The organism is Microbacterium sp. VKM Ac-2870 (genome assembly GCF_015350795.1).
Taxonomy (GTDB): domain Bacteria; phylum Actinomycetota; class Actinomycetes; order Actinomycetales; family Microbacteriaceae; genus Microbacterium.
Genome location: NZ_JADKSH010000003.1, coordinates 235,482 through 251,469, shown reverse-complemented (window position 1 = coordinate 251,469; position 15,988 = coordinate 235,482). Strand labels below are relative to the sequence as shown.

The window sequence follows — 15,988 nt, the reverse complement described above, 5'->3', positions numbered from 1 at the left end:
GCAGCGGGTCAGTTCTTCGGCGAGAAGCTGAAGATCGACGGGTAGGCGTTGGTCGGCCAGAAGTCGACCGTCGTGTTGGCGTCGGTGGCGAACGAGCCCTGCACACGGAAGAACGGCGCGAACCAGGCCTGATCGACCAGGTACTTGTTCAGGTCCTTCAGGGCCTGGTTGGCCTCGTCGGTGCTGCCGAACTGGATCGTCTTGATGAATGCGTCGACCTTCGGGTCCTGAGCCTTGAACGGGTTGAACGTGGCGTTCGGACCGACCATGAAGTTGATCAGCTGCCAGTCGGGGTCCTGCTGCAGTGCCATCCAGGTCGCCGGGTACTTCGGCGCGAGCATGTCCGAGATGAAGTTGTTCGTGCCGCTCTCGGTGTACTGCACGGTGACACCGATGTCCTGGAGCTGCTGCTTGATCAGGTCGAACGAGGTCTGGAATGCGGGCACCGACGGCATGCTGATCGTCAGTCCGCTCGGATAGCCGGCGTCGGCGAGGAGCTTCTTGGCGCCGGCCGGGTCGTACGCGTACGTCGTGTCGAGGGCGGCGTCGTAGGCGACCGATGACTTCGGGAAGACCTGCTCGGTGACGGTGCCGTAGCCGCTCTGCAGCGACTTCAGCAGCGCCTCCCGGTCGAAGGCCATGTTGATCGCCTGGCGGACCTTGACGTTGCCGAGCGCCGGGTCCATCGTGCCCGCGCGGTCGAGCAGGAGAAGTCCCTGGAAGTCGAGCTCGTTCGATTCGATCGTCCAGCCGGAGCCCTCGACCTCGCTGATGGTCGTGTTGTCGGCCACTTTCGCGCCGTTCGCCTCGCCCGCCTTGATCGCGTTGAGGATGGCCGTGTTGTCGTCGATCACGTTGACGGTGAGGTTGTCGTACTTGACGGCATCCTTGTTCCAGTAGTCCGGGTTCGCCTTGTAGACGTAGGTGGTGCCGGTGACGGATGCCGAGGTGTCCAGGATGTACGGGCCGGAGCCGACGGGGCGCGTGGCGACATCCGCGTCGGAGAACGACGACGGTGCAGCGACGAGGCCCTGCGCGAGCGACAGCGAGTTGAGCAGCGCCGGGTTCGGCGCGGTCAGAGTGATCGTGATCGTGTGGTCGTCGGTGGCGGCGTACTGGTTGCCCTTCATCGTCCCCGCCTGCGGCGACGTGCCGTCGCGGAAGCGCTCGAGGCTGGCGACGACGGCCTTCGCGTCGACCGCGGTGCCGTCGCTGAACTTCGCGTCGTCACGGAGTTTCAGGGTGAGCACCGTCTTGTCGTCGTTGTACGACCATTCGGTGGCGAGATTGGGCTGGAGTTCGCCCTTGGAGTCCTGGCGGAGGAGGGTGTCGAACACCGCCTCGAAGTACTCGCTGCGATTTCCCCATTCGGCGCCGGCGCCGATGTCGTAGCTCGTGGGGGCGGCGATCGAGATCAGCGTGAGGCGGTCTGCCCGCGCTCCGCCCGACCCGCTGCCGCCGGACTCCGCTCCACCGGCGCAGCCGGTGAGTGCGAGTGCTGCGACGACCGCGAGGGCTGCTGTGGCCTTCCAACGGAACATCCTTGGTCCCTTCTCGGGTGGCGATACCCCTGCGGATCGCCCTGTCGGGGGACGCTAGCAGCAAATCCGAAGGAGCACTAGGTTTTAGAGATAAATATCTAGTGGTCGCTAGGTTTTTGTTATCGAACCGTGCACACTGGGGTCGACGGCACCGATTCGCGGGGACGGGATAAGGCACGATGGTCACGATGGCCGAGACGACACCACGACGCGCGCAGCGCGGCGAATACGCCAAGAGCGAGGTCACGCGCGGCGCGATCCTCGATGCGGCGCTGGAGGTGTTCGCGCAGGGGGGCTACCGTGCGGGGTCACTTCGTGAGATCGCGCAGCGCGTCGACATGAGTGAAGCGGGTCTGCTGCATCACTTCAAGAACAAGAGCACTCTGTTGCTCGCGGTGCTCGACCACCGCGACGAGCAGTCGCGCCAGATCGTGGACTTCGATGACGCCGACGGTGTGGAGACGCTGCGAGCGTTGGTGAAGCTCGCTCGCTACAACACGTCGATCCCGGGCGTGATCGAGTTGTTCTGCACGCTGTCGGCGGAGGCGACCTCGCCCTCCCACCCCGCGCACGGGTACTTCCTGCGACGCTACGACTACGTGCGCACCAGCATCACGGCCGCGTTCCGCAAGATCGCCGCCGAAGGGCGCCTGATCGGTGGGCTGGACCCCTACCGCGCCGCCGTCACGACGACGGCGCTCATGGACGGCCTGCAGGTGCAGTGGCTGCTCGATCCCACCTCCACCGATATGGCCGATGCGCTCGCCGAGTTCTTCCGGGGCCTCGTACGGGGGTACGACCTCGATGCGCTGGAGCAGCTGCTCGACGCCCGGGCTGCCGAACAGAACCCGGCGCCGTGATCCGTGTTGCGTTCCACGACGGCTGGAGCGTCGGTCCTCAGCTGGCTGCATTCGAGAGCCGTGAGGGCGTGGCGCCGCCGGTTGCGGTGCGGCTACCGCACGATGCGCTGAGAGACCTGCCGCGTTCTGCCGACAACGACGGCGGGGTCCACTCCGGCTACATCCCGGGCGGTGTTTTCGTGTACACGCGTTCCTTCGAGGTGCCCGTCGACTGGGCCCACCGGAGCGTGATGATCGAGTTCGAGGGCGTCTATCGCGACGCCGTCGTGACGATCAACGGCGACTTCGCGGCGCATCAGGCAGACGGCTATGCCGCCTTCACCGTCGTCGCCGATCCGTTCCTGCGGTTCGGCGAGACGAACACGATCTCGGTCGAGGCGCGCGCCCACCGCGACAGCCGCTGGTACACGGGCGCGGGGATCTACCGACCCGTGCACCTCATCGTGGCGCACCCGGTGCACCTCGCGCTGGACGGCACGACGGTCACCACCCCCGACATCGACGATGAACGTGCGGTGGTCGAGATCGCGACCCGGGTCGAGAACCTCACCCGGCACACGCGCACGCTCCGACTGCGGTGGGTCATCGCCGGTCCCGACGGGGATGTCGTCGCTGAGACCCACGCACCCGTGACGGTGCTTCCGGGCGCGGATGCCGTGGCGCGCGCCCGTCTGGTCGTTGACCGGCCAGCGTTGTGGGGCCCGCACGATCCGGCCCTTCACGACGTGCGCGTGAGTCTCGCCGACGAGGGGGACGGCGGCGGGGCGGATCCTGTCGTCGATGAGGACAGCGTGCGCTTCGGCATCCGTCGCCTGCAGCTCGACCCGCGACACGGTCTTCGTATCAACGGGGTCGGCGTCGATCTGCGGGGTGCGTGCGTTCACCACGACAACGGCGCGCTCGGGGCGATTACGCACCCCGACGCCGAAGACCGGCGGGTGCGTCTGCTGAAGGATGCCGGATTCAACGCCGTCCGCAGCGCGCACAACCCGGCATCCCGCGCGCTGCTGGACGCCTGCGATCGTCACGGCATGCTCGTCATGGACGAGCTCAGCGACGTCTGGACGCGCGCCAAAACCGGATTCGACGCGTCGATCGGCTTCGATACGCGCTGGCCCGCCGCGGTGGCCGCGCTCGTCGCGAAGGATCGCAACCGTCCGAGTGTGATCCTGTACTCGATCGGCAACGAGATCCTCGAACTCGCGACGCCGCACGGAGCGACGTGGAGTCGTCGCATCGCGGAGGAGTTCCGCAGGCTCGATCCGACCCGGTTCGTCACCAATGGCATCAACGGCGTCATCGCCAACATGGAGCGGCTTCCCGAGATTCTCGGCGATATCGCGGCGACCGACCCGAACACGATGATGGCCGGGCTGGGTGCGCAGATGGCCGCGGCCAACGCGTCGGAGCTCATCACCCGTTCGACGGAGGAGTCGGCGGCGGTGCTCGATGTCGTCGGATTCAACTACGGCGATGCGCGGTACGACCTGGATGCCGAGCTGTTCCCCGGCCGGATCATCGTCGGGTCGGAGACGTTCCCCGACCGCATCGCGGATTTGTGGCAGCAGGTGCGGCGGCTGCCGCACGTCATCGGTGACTTCACCTGGACCGGATGGGACTACGTCGGTGAGGCCGGCATCGGGCGGGTGGAGTACACCGATGTCGAGGGGTATCGGTCGACGGGGACAGCGGGGCCGTTCCCGTATCTGTTGGCACAGTGCGGTGACATCGATCTGACGGGGCGGCGGACACCGGCATCCTTCTATCGGGAGATCGCATTCGGGTTGCGCACGGAGCCGGCGATCGCCGTGCACCGGCCGGAGCATCACGGCCGCCCGGTGGAGAAGACGCCGTGGTCGTGGGACGACGCGGTCTCGTCGTGGAGTTGGGCGGCAGACGTGGGTGCGCCTGTGACCGTGGACGTCTACGCGGATGCTGAGGAGGTCGAGCTGCGGGTGGTCGATGCGGACGGCGATCATCTGCTCGGCATCCGTCCTGTCGGTGATCCTCGCCCCCTGATCGCGCGTTTCGAGACCGCCTTCCGGCCCGGCCGGCTGGTCGCGATTGCGCGGCGTGCGGGAGTCGAGGTCGCGCGCACCGCGCTGGCGACGGCGGGTGAGCTGGCTCTCATCGCGCGGGCGGAGGAGTCTCGGGTCGATGCGGACGGCGGTCTCGCGCACGTGGTGATCGAGCTGGCCGATCGAGACGGCGTTGTGGGCGTAGATCGCGACCTCGAGGTGGCCGTCTCCGTGACCGGCGCCGGCGAACTCGCCGCGCTGGGGTCGAGCCGCGCGCGCACGACGGAGTCGTTCGCCGGACCGTCGCGCCTGACTCACGACGGACGTGCGCTCGCGGTGGTGCGTGCCACGGGCAGCGGGGAGATCACCGTCACCGTTGCCGCGTCCGGGTACGTGCCCGCCGTGGCGCGGGTCGTCGCAGGAGCGGCCACTGCTCGCTGACATACGCCCACCTCGCTCAGAACGGGGGCGGATCCTCGGCGGCCGGAACGAACCTGACCAGTGACGGTGGCCGGTCGGTGTAGCGGCGCCCGGTGGGGCCGGTCCACTCCAGGGTTCCGCCACCGAGGTGCCGCACTCGCCAGGCGGTGTGGTGTTTCACGGTGTGGTGGCGTCGGCAGAGGTGCGCAAGGTTTCCGTGTGCGGTCGCGCCACCGTCTGCGGCTGCGGTCGTGTGGTCGCGGTCGCATCTGTGGGCCGTTCGGGTGCAACCGGGCGTGCGACACCGTTCGTCGCGCGCGGCGAGATACCGGGAGAGTTCCGCGCTGGGCCGGTAGCGGTCGACGGCGACCGGGATGCCGGTGTGCGGATCGGTGAACACGCGATCCCAGCCCGGAGCCAGCCCAGCGAGCCGGCGCGCAACGGCGGGATCGATCGGTCCGTAGCCCGCCAGAATCGCCGGCCCGCCCGCCGGGTCTCCGGCGAGGGTCGATGCGGGGACGGTCACCTGAATGCGGGCGCTGATGGCGTCTACCCCTGCACCGGTGGCGGTCGTCGACGGCGCTGCGGTCAGCAGCAGGTCGCCGAAGACGTCGGCGCGTACCTGCGCGAGGGTGCGATGCTCCGCGCCGGCGGTCCGGCCGGTGACCACGACGCCGTCGGCGCGGCGGGGCTCGCCGCACATGCCCTTGGAATCATCGGCATCGGCATCGGCATCGGCATCGGGGCCGGTCCGGTCGACGATCGCCCGCGCGCGTGTGGTGAGCGAGTCGTAGATCGCGTTCGCGATCGGCGCGGGCAGATCGGCGATGAGTCTGGCCATGCCGTCGTCGAGGTCGAACAGTCGAACGGAACGCTCGTCCACCGCGCGGCGTGCGGCGTCTTCGAATGCGGTCGGGTCGATGGTCGCCGCGATTGCCTTCGCCGCCTGGTTCATCCGCGTCGGAGATTCGGTCCGTGCCGCCTCGAGCGCGAGGGTTTCGAAGCGGGCCCGATCCTCGTCTGTTCGCAGCAACGCGCCCGCTCGAGCGATGGCCCAGACATGGCCGGCGTCGATCTCCCCACTGGCCCACGCCGCGTGGGTACGAGGGAACACTGTGGTCAGCAGATACGCCTCGGACATCCGTCGCTGCACACCACGGTCTGACGCGCGCATCGCCATTCCCAGTTCGAGCGCGACTTCCCGAAGCGGCAGGTCCGCGTCGTTCGACCGGCCGGATGGGCGCCCCTGCTGCTGAGCCTCCTGTCGCAATACCTCGGTCCGATCCGCGATCAGTCCGACCGCGCCGGCCAGCAGCCGCGCTTCTTCAGCCTGCGCTTCGGCTATCCGCCGCCGCGCAGCCACCACATCAGAAACCAGGATGTCCAAGGCCAGCCACGGCGTATCCACGACGCGGCCGACGTCGTGCACTTCGTCGACGTTCGCACTCACCCGCATCACCCCCACCTCGGGCAGACCGAGGTTGCAGAACCCGCATCAGAATCGGGGGGATACGCGGGGCTTCTCTGCTCCATGATAGAACAAAGATTCGAAAGTCGCAAGGGGCAACTCTCGTGCTCCGTGATTCGTGACGAGGTGCGATGTCGACATGAAAGGCAGCCGCTAGCGGAGCATCCTGCTGGGGGCGTTGGTTGGCGTCGTCATCGCACATGTTCCCGGCGGCACGCGTAACGGCATGCACCAATCAGCAGTAATCACGGGGTATCGGTGCTGGTGCGCTCGGCCGAGCGTGCGCTGGGGCCCGCGCTCGACGCCCCGGCGCCGCCGAGAGGCCTGCCCGACCGTGGGCGACCTCGTAAGTCCCACCCCCGCGCGCGTTCTCTTACCGCCGCGACGGGTTCGGCAGTGAGACCGGGGTCGTGCCCGCCACCTCGTCGCTGAACTCTTCCGGCGCGATGACGGGGAGGGGCCGGGTTTCGTCGAGCGAGAGTGCGAATCGGCGCGATTCGTGACGGTGCAGGCGCCCCGACCAGAGCAGCCACCCGAAGCCGATCGCGAACGCGATGAGTGCCGCGACTGCGCCGAGCAGGATGGCCACGCGCGGGCCGTATTCGGCCGCGACCCATCCGACGATCGGGGCGCCCACGGGTGTGCCGCCCATGAGGATCGCCATGTACAGCGCGAGCACGCGTCCGCGCAGCGCCGGATCGGTCGTCGTCTGCACGTATCCGTTTGCGGTCGTGAGTGTCGTCACGATGGAAAAGCCGGTGAACATCAGCGTCGCGGCGTACAGCCAGTAGTTCGGCATGAAGGCCGATACCGTGCCGGCGACGGCGAACATGCCCGTGCCGACGATGACCAAGCGCATGCGGGCGCGGTCGCGGCGTGCGGCGAGGAGGGCGCCGGCGAGCGAGCCGATCGCGAGGATCGAGCTCAGCAGCCCGTACCCGTCGGCATCCCGGCCGAACTCCAGAGCCATCGTCGAGGCGAAGATGGGGAAGTTCATGCCGAAGGCGCCGAGCAGGAACACCATGATGAACGTCACCACGAGGTCGGGGCGCCGCCCGACGTAGCGGAACCCGTCTGCCAGGCGCGAGGCGCCCGGTGCGGTGATCCGAGGAACCAGCTCCTCGGAACGGATGAGGCGCAGGGCGACGATCATGGCGAGGAAGGTGGCGGCGTTGACCAGGAACACCCACCCGGTGCCCACGGCGACGATCACAATGCCGGCGACGGCGGGCCCGATCATGCGGGCTCCGTTGAAGGATGCCGCGTTCAGCGCCACCGCGTTCGACGCGTTCTCGCGGTCGACGAGGTCGGACACGAACGCCTGGCGGGTCGGGTTGTCGAAGGCCGCGACCATTCCGAGCGCGAAAGCGAAGACGTACATCAGCGGCAGTGTCATGACGCCGTTGAGGATCAGGATGCCGATGATCGCGCCGAGCGCGAGGAGCGAGCTCTGTGTGACCAGCAGCAGTCGGCGGCGCTCGAAGCGGTCGGCTACCCAGCCCGTGACGCTGACCAGCAGCAGCGGCGGAGCGAACTGCAGGGCCATGGTGATGCCCATCGCGCCCGCATCGTTGTGCGTCAGTTGGGTGAGCACGACCCAGCTGAGCGCGGTCGCCTGCATCCACGCGCCGACGTTGGACACCAGGGCGCCGATGAACCAGACGCGGTAGTTGAACACCGAGAAGGAGCGGAACATCGGGGAGGACGAGCCGGTGTGCGACGTCATCGTGCGGCCACCTCCCGCATGAGCTCGGCGGCGGAAGCCAGCAGATTCCGCTGGTCTTCGGTCAGTTCCGCGAGCGCCTGTTCCAGCCACGAATCGCGGCGGCGCACCGTCTCTTCGACGACGGAGCGCCCCGGGTCGGTGAGGGCGATGTTGACCTTGCGACGGTCGTCGGCGTCGGTCGTGCGTGTGAGGTAGCCCGACTCCTCGAGGCAGTTCACGGTGCGATTCATCGACGGCGCCGACACTCGTTCGCGCTCCGCCAGCTCACCGAGGGTGTGCTGGCCGTGCACGGAAAGGGCGGCGAGCACGGCGAATTGGCCGTCGCTCATGGTGTCGACCGCGCGCTGCGAGCGCAGGCGGCGCGCGAGGCGGAATGTCGCCATGCGCAGGTCGGATGCCGTGGTGGACAGCTCGGGTACGGGGTGTGGTGTCTCGGTGCTCATTCCGATACTTAGCATAGCTCATTAGTCATGCTAAGTACCTGACTCAGTCCGCCCGAGTCGACTCCCGCTCATCCTCCCGACGCCGCTCCCGCCCGAGCGGGATCGTCGCCGCGAGACCGACGAGGAGGAAGCCGGCCGCCGTGAATGCCGACAACCGGGTCGCATCGGACAGTGCGGCCTTCGCGTCGCTCGCGAGGGGTGCGGTCGCGGGGTCCGCCGCGAGACCGGCGATGGCCGCTCCCGAGCTGTCGACAACCGCCGAGACGATGCGGTCGCGCTCGGCGGCGGGAATGCCGCGATCGTCCAGCGCCGACGACAGCAGCCCGGCGGTGCCGGAGAAGAGCACGGTCCCCAGGATCGCGATGCCGAGTGCCGACCCGACCTGGCGAGCTGTCGACTGGGTTCCCGACCCTTGGCCGGACAGCTCCACCGGCACATCCTGCAGGATGACTCCGGTCAGCTGCGCGGTGGCGAGCCCCACGCCGAGGCCGTAGACGAACAGCGCCGGCAGCAGCCACAGCCAGGCTGACTGCGTCCCGGCATCCCAGCCCACGACGAGCCCCGCCGCCGCCACGCCGACGATCTCGGCGACGAGGCCGAGGCGGACGATGCGTACCGGGCTGATCTTGCCGCTGGACGCGCCCGCGAATCCGCTCGCGACGAAGGAGCCTGCCGCCAACGCGACGAGGATCAACCCGGTCTGCAGTGCATCGAAGCCGAGGGCGAACTGCAGCCACAGCGGCAGCGACAGGATGATGCCGAACTCACCCAACGCGACGACCAGCGCGGCGACGTTGCCGCTGCGGAACGTGGCGATGGAGAACAGTCGCGGATCGAGCAGGGTCGGCCGCCCACGCCGCGCCTGGCGCCGCGACCACGTCACGAACGCGAGGGCCGCCAGCAGCGCGACACCGAGGGCGACCGGAACGGGGGAGACGGTGAAGGGCCACGTCCAGCCGCCGACCGTGAACAGGTCGTTGACCTGCCACCACCCGAGCGCGCGTCCCTCGATGAGTCCGAAGACCAGCGCGCCGAAGAGCGCCACCGACAGCACGGCGCCGACGGCGTCGAGGCGGGGCGGGTTCGCTGCGCGCGATTCGGCCACCGCCCACAGCACGCCGACCGCGATGATCACACCGAGCGGGATGTTGATGCCGAAGGCCCATCGCCAGGAGAACGACGTCGTCAGCCACCCTCCCAGCAGCGGGCCCACCGCCGCCATGCCGCCGATCGTCGAGCCCCACACGGCGAAGGCGATGCCGCGCTCGCGTCCGTAGAAGGTCGCGTTCAGCAGTGACAGTGTGCTCGGCAGCATCATGGCCCCTCCGACGCCCTGGACCAGCCGTGCGGCGATGAGCAGGTCGCCCGTGGCGGCGAGGGATGCCGCGACGGATGCACCCGCGAACAGGGCGACGCCGATCAGCAGCAGCCGGCGCCGTCCGATCCGGTCGGCGAGCGAGCCGAACAGCAGCAGCAGCGACGCGAACACGAGGGTGTAGGCCTCCTGCACCCACTGCACCTGCGTCGACGAGATCCCGAGGTCCGTGACGACCGCGGGAACGGCGACGTTGACGATCGTCGAGTCGACGATGATGAGCGCGACCGCGAGGCTGATGAAGACCAGGCCGAACCAGCGGCGAGACGAGACGTCCTTCATGGTTAGCTAGCTTATCTAGCTACATCGATTGATGCCAGTGCAGCGCCACTGTCGATCCGTGTGCGCGCGATCGTGTCGCGAACGGGTCCTAGACTCGCTCCATGGCAGCGGCGCGGCGCGAGGAACGATCGTTCACCGACCCTCACGGCATCCGTATCGTCTACGACGTCTACCGCCCGGTGTCTGAACCCCGGGCGGCCCTGCAACTGCTCCACGGTGTGGGCGAGCATGCCGGCCGGTACGTGCACGTGGCCGAGGCGCTGACAGCCGCGGGTTGCGTCGTCTACGCCGACGATCACCGTGGTCACGGACGCACCGGCATGGCCCAGCATGGCGGCGACAGCAGCCGCCTCGGGCGCCTCGGCCCCGGCGGTCTGCGCGCGGCGGAGGATGCCTGCGCGCAGCTCAGCGGGATCATCCGCGACGACCACCCGGGACTGCCGCTGATCCTCGTCGGACACTCCTGGGGATCGTTCTTGGCGCAGATGCTGCTCGATCACCACCCCGACCTCTACGACGGCGTCGTTCTCACCGGGTCGGCGCTGCGCTGGCCCGGTGCGCTCAACTCCGGCGATCTCAACAAACCCTGGAAGGCGACCGACGCCATGGGGTCGGAATGGCTGTCGTCGGATCTGTCGGTGGGGCGTGCGTTCCTCGATGATCCGCTGACGACCTCGGTGCCCCTGTCGAAGCTGTTCGGACCCCTCGACACTCTGCGCCTGATCGGAAAGCCCGCGAAGAACCTGTCGCGCGACGTACCGGTGCTCCTCATGGTGGGTCGGGACGACACCGTCGGAGGACCGCGCAGCATCCATCGCCTCGCCGAGGCGTACCGCACGCGGTCCGGCCTCTCCGACATCACGACCCTCGTCTATCCCGGCATCCGCCACGAGGTGTTCAACGACGTGACCCGGGACGAGGTCATCGCCGATCTGGTGGCCTGGGTCGATCGACGCATCCCGGCGCGAGGCTGACGTGGCTGCCCCTTTGTGGTCACTGCGGCCGCGCGGCGTCGTCCGCGTGACGGTCCTCGTCTGCGGCGCCGTGATGGCGCTCGGATTCTGGCTCTTCGACCCTGCCCTGCCCACGTCCGACCGTGTCTTCTGGACCTTGATCGGCCTCGCCGCCGGCGCCGCCGGGCTCGTGTCGGCACTGCGGGTGCGGGTGCTGCCGATCGATCCCGTCATCGCGCGTGAGCGCGAGAAGTCGGGCAGAGCGGCCGGGGCCACGCCGCCACCGTCGGCATCATGGGCCGATCTGTCGGCGGTACTCGTGCCGCGGACGATCGGCGATGCGGCATGGCTGCTGCTGCTCGCGACGGTCGGAATGGCGTTGCGCGCCGGCGTCCGTGCCGCAGAGGCAGGCTGGAGCGCCGAGCTTTTGCGGTTGCTGATCACCACCCCCATCGCCACGTTCGTCGTCTTCGTCGCGCTGCTCGTCGTGGGATGGCTGCTCGTCATCGCCGTTGGCGGCTTCCTTCACCTCGCGCGGGTGCCGCGTGCCGACGTGACGGCCTCCGCGTGGTGGTTGTTCGGCGCGATCGCCGCCGTGGCGATCGCCGCACCCGCGGCGCTCGTGGTCGGGCTGACCGATGCGACCCCGGTGGATGCCGACGGCGGAGACACCGCGGCGATCATCGCGTTCGTCATCGGCCCGGTGGCGCTCGGTTCGCCGTGGCAGTATGCGTTGCTCTGGCTTTCGCGCATCGGGCTCTACGCCTTCGTCGTCTGTCTCGCCGGCCTCGCCGTCGCGCGGGTGCGGGCGCGACCGCGCGACTGATTCCCGCGTCGGCGCCCCTGACGAGCCGTACGCTGGAGTCATGCACGGGGAATACAAGGTTCCGGGCGGCAAGCTCGTCGTCGTCGACCTCGAGGTCGAGAACGGGCGCATCGCCGATTTCCACCTCGCGGGCGACTTCTTCCTCGAGCCCGACGACGCCCTCGCCGACATCGACGCGGCCGTCACGGGCTTGCCGGTCGAGACCGATGCCACGGCCATCGCCGCCGCGGTCCGCAGGGCGCTTCCCGAAGGGGCGCAGCTGCTCGGGTTCACACCCGAATCGGTCGGCACCGCGGTGCGCCGCGCCCTGGTGACCGCCCCCGGCTGGCGTGATTTCGAGTGGGAGGTCGTACACGAGAAGGCGGTCTCGCCCGCCATGAACCTTGCCCTCGACGAGGTGCTGACCACGCGCGTCGGCGACGGCCGGCGAAAGCCCACCCTGCGTATCTGGGAGTGGGATCAGTCTGCGGTGGTCATCGGATCGTTCCAGTCGTACCGCAACGAGGTCGACCCCGAGGGGGCGGCCCGGCACGGCTTCGACGTCGTACGGCGTATCTCGGGCGGCGGGGCGATGCTCATGGCCGCGGGCTCGATCGTGACGTACTCGCTGTACGTCCCGGCATCCCTGGTCGCCGGGCTGACCTTCGCCGACTCGTACGCCTTCCTCGATGACTGGGTGCTGCAGGCGCTGCGCTCTCTCGGGATCGACGCGACGTATCAGCCGCTCAACGACATCGCCTCGCCGTCGGGGAAGATCGGCGGGGCTGCGCAGAAGCGGCTTGCGAACGGCGGGGTGCTGCACCACGCGACGCTCTCGTACGACATGGACGGTCAGGTCATGACCGAGGTGCTGCGCATCGGGCGCGAGAAGCTCAGCGACAAGGGAACGGTGTCGGCCGCCAAGCGCGTCGACCCGCTCCGCAGCCAGACCGGCCTTCCACGCGAAGCCATCATCGAGCGGTTCGTGCAGACCTTCTCGACGCTCTATGGGGCCGAGCCGGGACATATCACCGCAGAGGAATACGCCGAGGCGGAGGCGTTGGTCGTCGAGAAGTTCTCGACCGACGCGTGGTTGCAGCGCGTTCCGTGACGACGGATGCCGCGCCGGTCGACACACCCGGAGCTGTGGAGATCCATCACGGCGACAACCTCCGTGTGGCGCGCGCGCTGCCCGACGGTGCGTTCGCGCTGATCTACCTCGACCCGCCCTTCAACACCGGACGGCTGCAGGGCAAGGCGATCGAATCCGCCGACCGCGCGGGCGTGCAGGGCGAGGTGAAGGCGGGCTTTCGCGGCACGAGCTACGCGCGGCTGCGCGGCGACCTGCGCCGCTACGACGACCGGTTCGATGACTACTGGGACTTCCTTGAGCCCCGCTTACGCGAGGCGTGGCGCCTGCTGGCTGACGATGGCACGCTCTACCTGCATCTCGACTACCGCGAGGCGCACTACGCGAAGGTCCTGCTGGACGCGCTGTTCGGACGGGAGTGCTTCCTCAACGAGCTCATCTGGGCGTACGACTACGGCGCCAAGAGCCGTCGCCGCTGGCCGACCAAGCACGACACGATCCTGGTCTACGTGAAAGACCCGAAGGCGTACGTCTTCGACTCCGAGGCGGTGGACCGCGAGCCCTATATGGCGCCCGGCCTCGTCACGCCCGAGAAAGCGGCGCGCGGAAAGCTCCCCACCGATGTCTGGTGGCACACGATCGTGCCGACCAGCGGGCGGGAGAAGACCGGCTATCCGACCCAGAAGCCCGAGGGCATCCTCCGCCGGATCGTGCAGGCCTCGAGCCGGCCCGGCGACCGCGTGCTGGATCTGTTCGCCGGCAGCGGCACGACAGGTGCGGTGTGTGCGGACCTCGGCCGCGACGCGGTGCTGGTGGATGACAACCCCGAAGCCATCGCCGTCATGCGGCGACGCATTCCGCACGCGCGCGTCGCCGACCGCCTGCCCTGACCGGCCGCATGCCATGATCGGTCCCGTGCAGAGCGATCCCGAAACCACGATCTCCTCCGGCCGCGTGCGGGGGCGGTGGCGCACCGCAGCGGACGGCGCGACATCGGCGGCCTTCCTCGGCATCCCCTTCGCCGAGCCGCCCGTCGCAGACCTGCGCTTCGCCGCTCCGGTGCGTGTCGCGGCGTGGGACGGCGTGCGCGATGCCGGAGCCTTCGGCGGCACCGCGCAGCGCGGCGACCCCGGCATCACGCTCATCCCCGAGCCGAGCATCCCGGGGGAGTCGACCCTCAACGTCAACGTCTTCACCCCCGATCCGGGAACGGGCGGGCTCCCGGTGCTCGTGTGGATCCACGGCGGCGGCTACTTCTCCGGCTCGCCGGCGAGCCCCTGGTACGACGGGCGCAGCTTCACCCGCGACGGCATCGTCACGGTGACAATCTCGTACCGCCTGGGCGTCGAGGGGTTCGGAGCCATCGCCGGAGCGCCCGCCAACCGCGGCGTGCGCGACTGGCTCGCGGCGCTGGAGTGGGTGCAGGAGAACATCGCGGCGTTCGGCGGCGACCCGGCGCGTGTGACGATCGCCGGGCAGTCGGCCGGCGGCGGCGCCGTGCTGACGCTGCTCGGGATGCCGTCGGCACAGCACCTGTTCCATCGCGTGTGGTCGCTGTCGGGTGCGCTCGGCGACGTCGCGCCCGAGCGCGCCCGGGCGCTCACCGACACGATCGCGCGCGCCGCCGGTGTCGCCGCGGACCGCCAAGGGTTCGAAGGGATCGACCCCGACCGGTTGCTGGCCCTGCAGAAGCAGGCCACCGCGATCGACCCGAAAGCGGTCGGGGCGATGCTGGCCGCGGGGCTGTCGCTCGGCCCCGAGATCGACGGCGACCTGCTGTCGCAGCCGACCGGAGCAGCGCTGGCGTCCGGCGTCGGCGCCGACAAACCACTCGTGCTCGGCACCGCCGACGACGAGTTCACCATGGTGCTCGCCGGTGCCGAGCGCACCCTGCGGTGGGTGCCGAAGACTCTCGTGCTCGGCCGGCTGGGCCTGGAGCGCTCCCGCCGCCGGGCGTACCTCAACGCGAACCGCGATGTGGTCGCCCACGGCACCGCACGGATCGCGGGCCGGTACGTCAGCGACCGGCTCTTCCGGGAGAAGAACGTCGAACTGGCCGATCAGCGGGGCGCGGCCCCGACCTGGATGTACCGCTTCTCGTGGCCGTCGGGTCGGTTCGGGTTCGCCGAGCACTGCCTCGACGTGCCCTTCTTCTTCGACTGCCTGGATGCCGAGGGCATCGCACCCCTCGCCGGCGATCACCCGCCGCAGGCGCTCGCCGACGCGATGCACGCCGATGCCGTCGCCTTCGTCTCGGGCGGCGAGCCCGGCTGGACGCAGTGGAACGCCGACGGCACGGCTCGGGTGTACGACGTCCCCGTCGCCGATCGGGCCGGCGCCTACGCGTCGGTCGCGCCGCTGCGCTGAGCGGTGCTCCTCGCGGGCGGGGTGACCGCGCGTTCGGCCGCGGCGACGGCCATCGTGCGCCCGGCCGAGCGTCGCGCGACGAAGTCGTAGAAGGTGAGTGCGAGCCGCAGCGGTCCGAGTTCGAGCGGCCGGAAGTCGCGGGTGGGGCGGAGGCGCTGCCAGAGGTGCGGGTCGAGTTCTCGCAGGTAGTCGCGCGCGCGACGCGCGTGCGCGGTGTTCGAGGCGATCCGGATGGTCCGCGCCGCCCGCAGCCACGGCAGGCTGAGCGAGAGGTTCTCGCGGGTGCTCTGGGCGGCCGGCTCGAGGGCGACGGCATCCGGAGCGACGCCGAGACGTTTCGTCGCGTAGCGCGCCATCACGACCGCTTCCGGCTCGCTTCCGCGCACCGCGCCGCCGGAGAACACGAACAGCGCGTCGGGCGAAGCCGAGCGCACCGCGATGCGCGTGCGCCACGCCTGCAGCGCGTTCAGGCGGCCGTCTTCACGCGAGCGGAATCCGAGCACCAGTACGACGTCCGCGCCGTCGGTCGGGCCGGTCGCCGGATGCCGCGGGTACCCTGCCCGCGACGTGCGCCACGCCTGGATCTCTCCGAACGCCAGCACGCCCGCGCCAACGGCGGCCGTCCATTTCATCCACCGCA

Annotated in this window: 13 protein-coding genes; 7 read left to right on the top strand and 6 right to left on the bottom strand. The window is 69.4% G+C overall.

Going from position 1 to position 15,988, the window contains the following annotated elements; translation table 11 throughout:
- Positions 1–8: 8 nt before the first annotated feature.
- Positions 9–1,541 (bottom strand): ABC transporter substrate-binding protein, encoded by a 1,533-nt coding sequence (locus tag ITJ43_RS08550; RefSeq protein WP_194583418.1) that lies wholly within the window; start codon positions 1,539–1,541, stop codon positions 9–11.
- A 188-nt stretch (positions 1,542–1,729) separates the two neighbouring features.
- On the opposite strand from ITJ43_RS08550, the gene ITJ43_RS08545 reads away from it, so the two are divergent.
- Positions 1,730–2,401 (top strand): TetR/AcrR family transcriptional regulator, encoded by a 672-nt coding sequence (locus tag ITJ43_RS08545; RefSeq protein ID WP_194583417.1) that lies wholly within the window; start codon positions 1,730–1,732, stop codon positions 2,399–2,401.
- Positions 2,398–4,860, top strand: coding sequence for a glycoside hydrolase family 2 TIM barrel-domain containing protein (locus tag ITJ43_RS08540; RefSeq protein WP_194583416.1), 2,463 nt, complete (start codon positions 2,398–2,400; stop codon positions 4,858–4,860). The genes ITJ43_RS08545 and ITJ43_RS08540 overlap by 4 nt, the downstream gene beginning before the upstream one ends.
- 16 nt (positions 4,861–4,876) lie before the next feature.
- Here ITJ43_RS08540 and ITJ43_RS08535 read toward each other — a convergent pair whose 3' ends face one another.
- From ITJ43_RS08535 to ITJ43_RS08520, 4 genes are all read right to left on the bottom strand, one after another.
- Positions 4,877–6,295 carry an HNH endonuclease signature motif containing protein gene (locus ITJ43_RS08535; RefSeq protein WP_228495620.1) on the bottom strand — a complete coding sequence of 473 codons (1,419 nt, stop codon included), beginning with the start codon at positions 6,293–6,295 and terminating at the stop codon, positions 4,877–4,879.
- A 385-nt stretch (positions 6,296–6,680) separates the two neighbouring features.
- Positions 6,681–8,003, bottom strand: coding sequence for an MFS transporter (locus ITJ43_RS08530; protein WP_416361070.1), 1,323 nt, complete (start codon positions 8,001–8,003; stop codon positions 6,681–6,683).
- A gap of 26 nt (positions 8,004–8,029) precedes the next feature.
- Entirely contained in the window at positions 8,030–8,476 is a 447-nt protein-coding gene (locus ITJ43_RS08525) for a MarR family winged helix-turn-helix transcriptional regulator (RefSeq protein ID WP_228495619.1), read from the bottom strand.
- Between the two features lie 43 nt (positions 8,477–8,519).
- Positions 8,520–10,133 carry a DHA2 family efflux MFS transporter permease subunit gene (locus ITJ43_RS08520; RefSeq protein WP_194583412.1) on the bottom strand — a complete coding sequence of 538 codons (1,614 nt, stop codon included), beginning with the start codon at positions 10,131–10,133 and terminating at the stop codon, positions 8,520–8,522.
- 101 nt (positions 10,134–10,234) lie between these two features.
- Here ITJ43_RS08520 and ITJ43_RS08515 point away from each other — a divergent pair, with 101 nt between their 5' ends.
- Genes ITJ43_RS08515 through ITJ43_RS08495 form a run of 5 tightly spaced genes read left to right on the top strand, consistent with a single transcriptional unit; the run spans position 10,235 to position 15,348 of the window.
- Complete coding sequence (locus ITJ43_RS08515) at positions 10,235–11,107, top strand: alpha/beta hydrolase (protein WP_194583411.1); 873 nt, start codon at positions 10,235–10,237, stop codon at positions 11,105–11,107.
- A 1-nt stretch (position 11,108) separates the two neighbouring features.
- Entirely contained in the window at positions 11,109–11,912 is an 804-nt protein-coding gene (locus tag ITJ43_RS08510) for a hypothetical protein (protein ID WP_194583410.1), read from the top strand.
- A gap of 40 nt (positions 11,913–11,952) precedes the next feature.
- On the top strand, positions 11,953–13,002 hold the full coding sequence (locus tag ITJ43_RS08505) for a lipoate--protein ligase family protein (protein ID WP_194583409.1): 1,050 nt from the start codon (positions 11,953–11,955) through the stop codon (positions 13,000–13,002).
- The gene (locus ITJ43_RS08500) at positions 12,981–13,871 is read left to right on the top strand and encodes a site-specific DNA-methyltransferase (protein WP_323741171.1); all 891 of its coding nucleotides are present in this window, start codon (positions 12,981–12,983) and stop codon (positions 13,869–13,871) included. The genes ITJ43_RS08505 and ITJ43_RS08500 overlap by 22 nt, the downstream gene beginning before the upstream one ends.
- 25 nt (positions 13,872–13,896) lie before the next feature.
- Complete coding sequence (locus tag ITJ43_RS08495) at positions 13,897–15,348, top strand: carboxylesterase/lipase family protein (protein ID WP_323741170.1); 1,452 nt, start codon at positions 13,897–13,899, stop codon at positions 15,346–15,348.
- Here ITJ43_RS08495 and ITJ43_RS08490 read toward each other — a convergent pair.
- Complete coding sequence (locus ITJ43_RS08490) at positions 15,321–15,980, bottom strand: YdcF family protein (protein WP_228495618.1); 660 nt, start codon at positions 15,978–15,980, stop codon at positions 15,321–15,323. The genes ITJ43_RS08495 and ITJ43_RS08490 overlap by 28 nt on opposite strands.
- Positions 15,981–15,988: the final 8 nt, after the last annotated feature.

Excerpts from the sequence above, each read along its gene's own strand:
- ITJ43_RS08550 (WP_194583418.1), bottom strand. The coding sequence starts at position 1,541 with ATGTTCCGTTGGAAGGCCACAGCAGCCCTCGCGGTCGTCGCAGCACTC.
- ITJ43_RS08545 (WP_194583417.1), top strand. The coding sequence starts at position 1,730 with ATGGCCGAGACGACACCACGACGCGCGCAGCGCGGCGAATACGCCAAG.
- ITJ43_RS08535 (WP_228495620.1), bottom strand. The coding sequence starts at position 6,295 with ATGCGGGTGAGTGCGAACGTCGACGAAGTGCACGACGTCGGCCGCGTC.
- ITJ43_RS08530 (WP_416361070.1), bottom strand. The coding sequence starts at position 8,003 with ATGTTCCGCTCCTTCTCGGTGTTCAACTACCGCGTCTGGTTCATCGGC.
- ITJ43_RS08525 (WP_228495619.1), bottom strand. The coding sequence starts at position 8,476 with ATGAGCACCGAGACACCACACCCCGTACCCGAGCTGTCCACCACGGCA.
- ITJ43_RS08520 (WP_194583412.1), bottom strand. The coding sequence starts at position 10,133 with ATGAAGGACGTCTCGTCTCGCCGCTGGTTCGGCCTGGTCTTCATCAGC.
- ITJ43_RS08515 (WP_194583411.1), top strand. The coding sequence starts at position 10,235 with ATGGCAGCGGCGCGGCGCGAGGAACGATCGTTCACCGACCCTCACGGC.
- ITJ43_RS08505 (WP_194583409.1), top strand. The coding sequence starts at position 11,953 with ATGCACGGGGAATACAAGGTTCCGGGCGGCAAGCTCGTCGTCGTCGAC.
- ITJ43_RS08490 (WP_228495618.1), bottom strand. The coding sequence starts at position 15,980 with ATGAAATGGACGGCCGCCGTTGGCGCGGGCGTGCTGGCGTTCGGAGAG.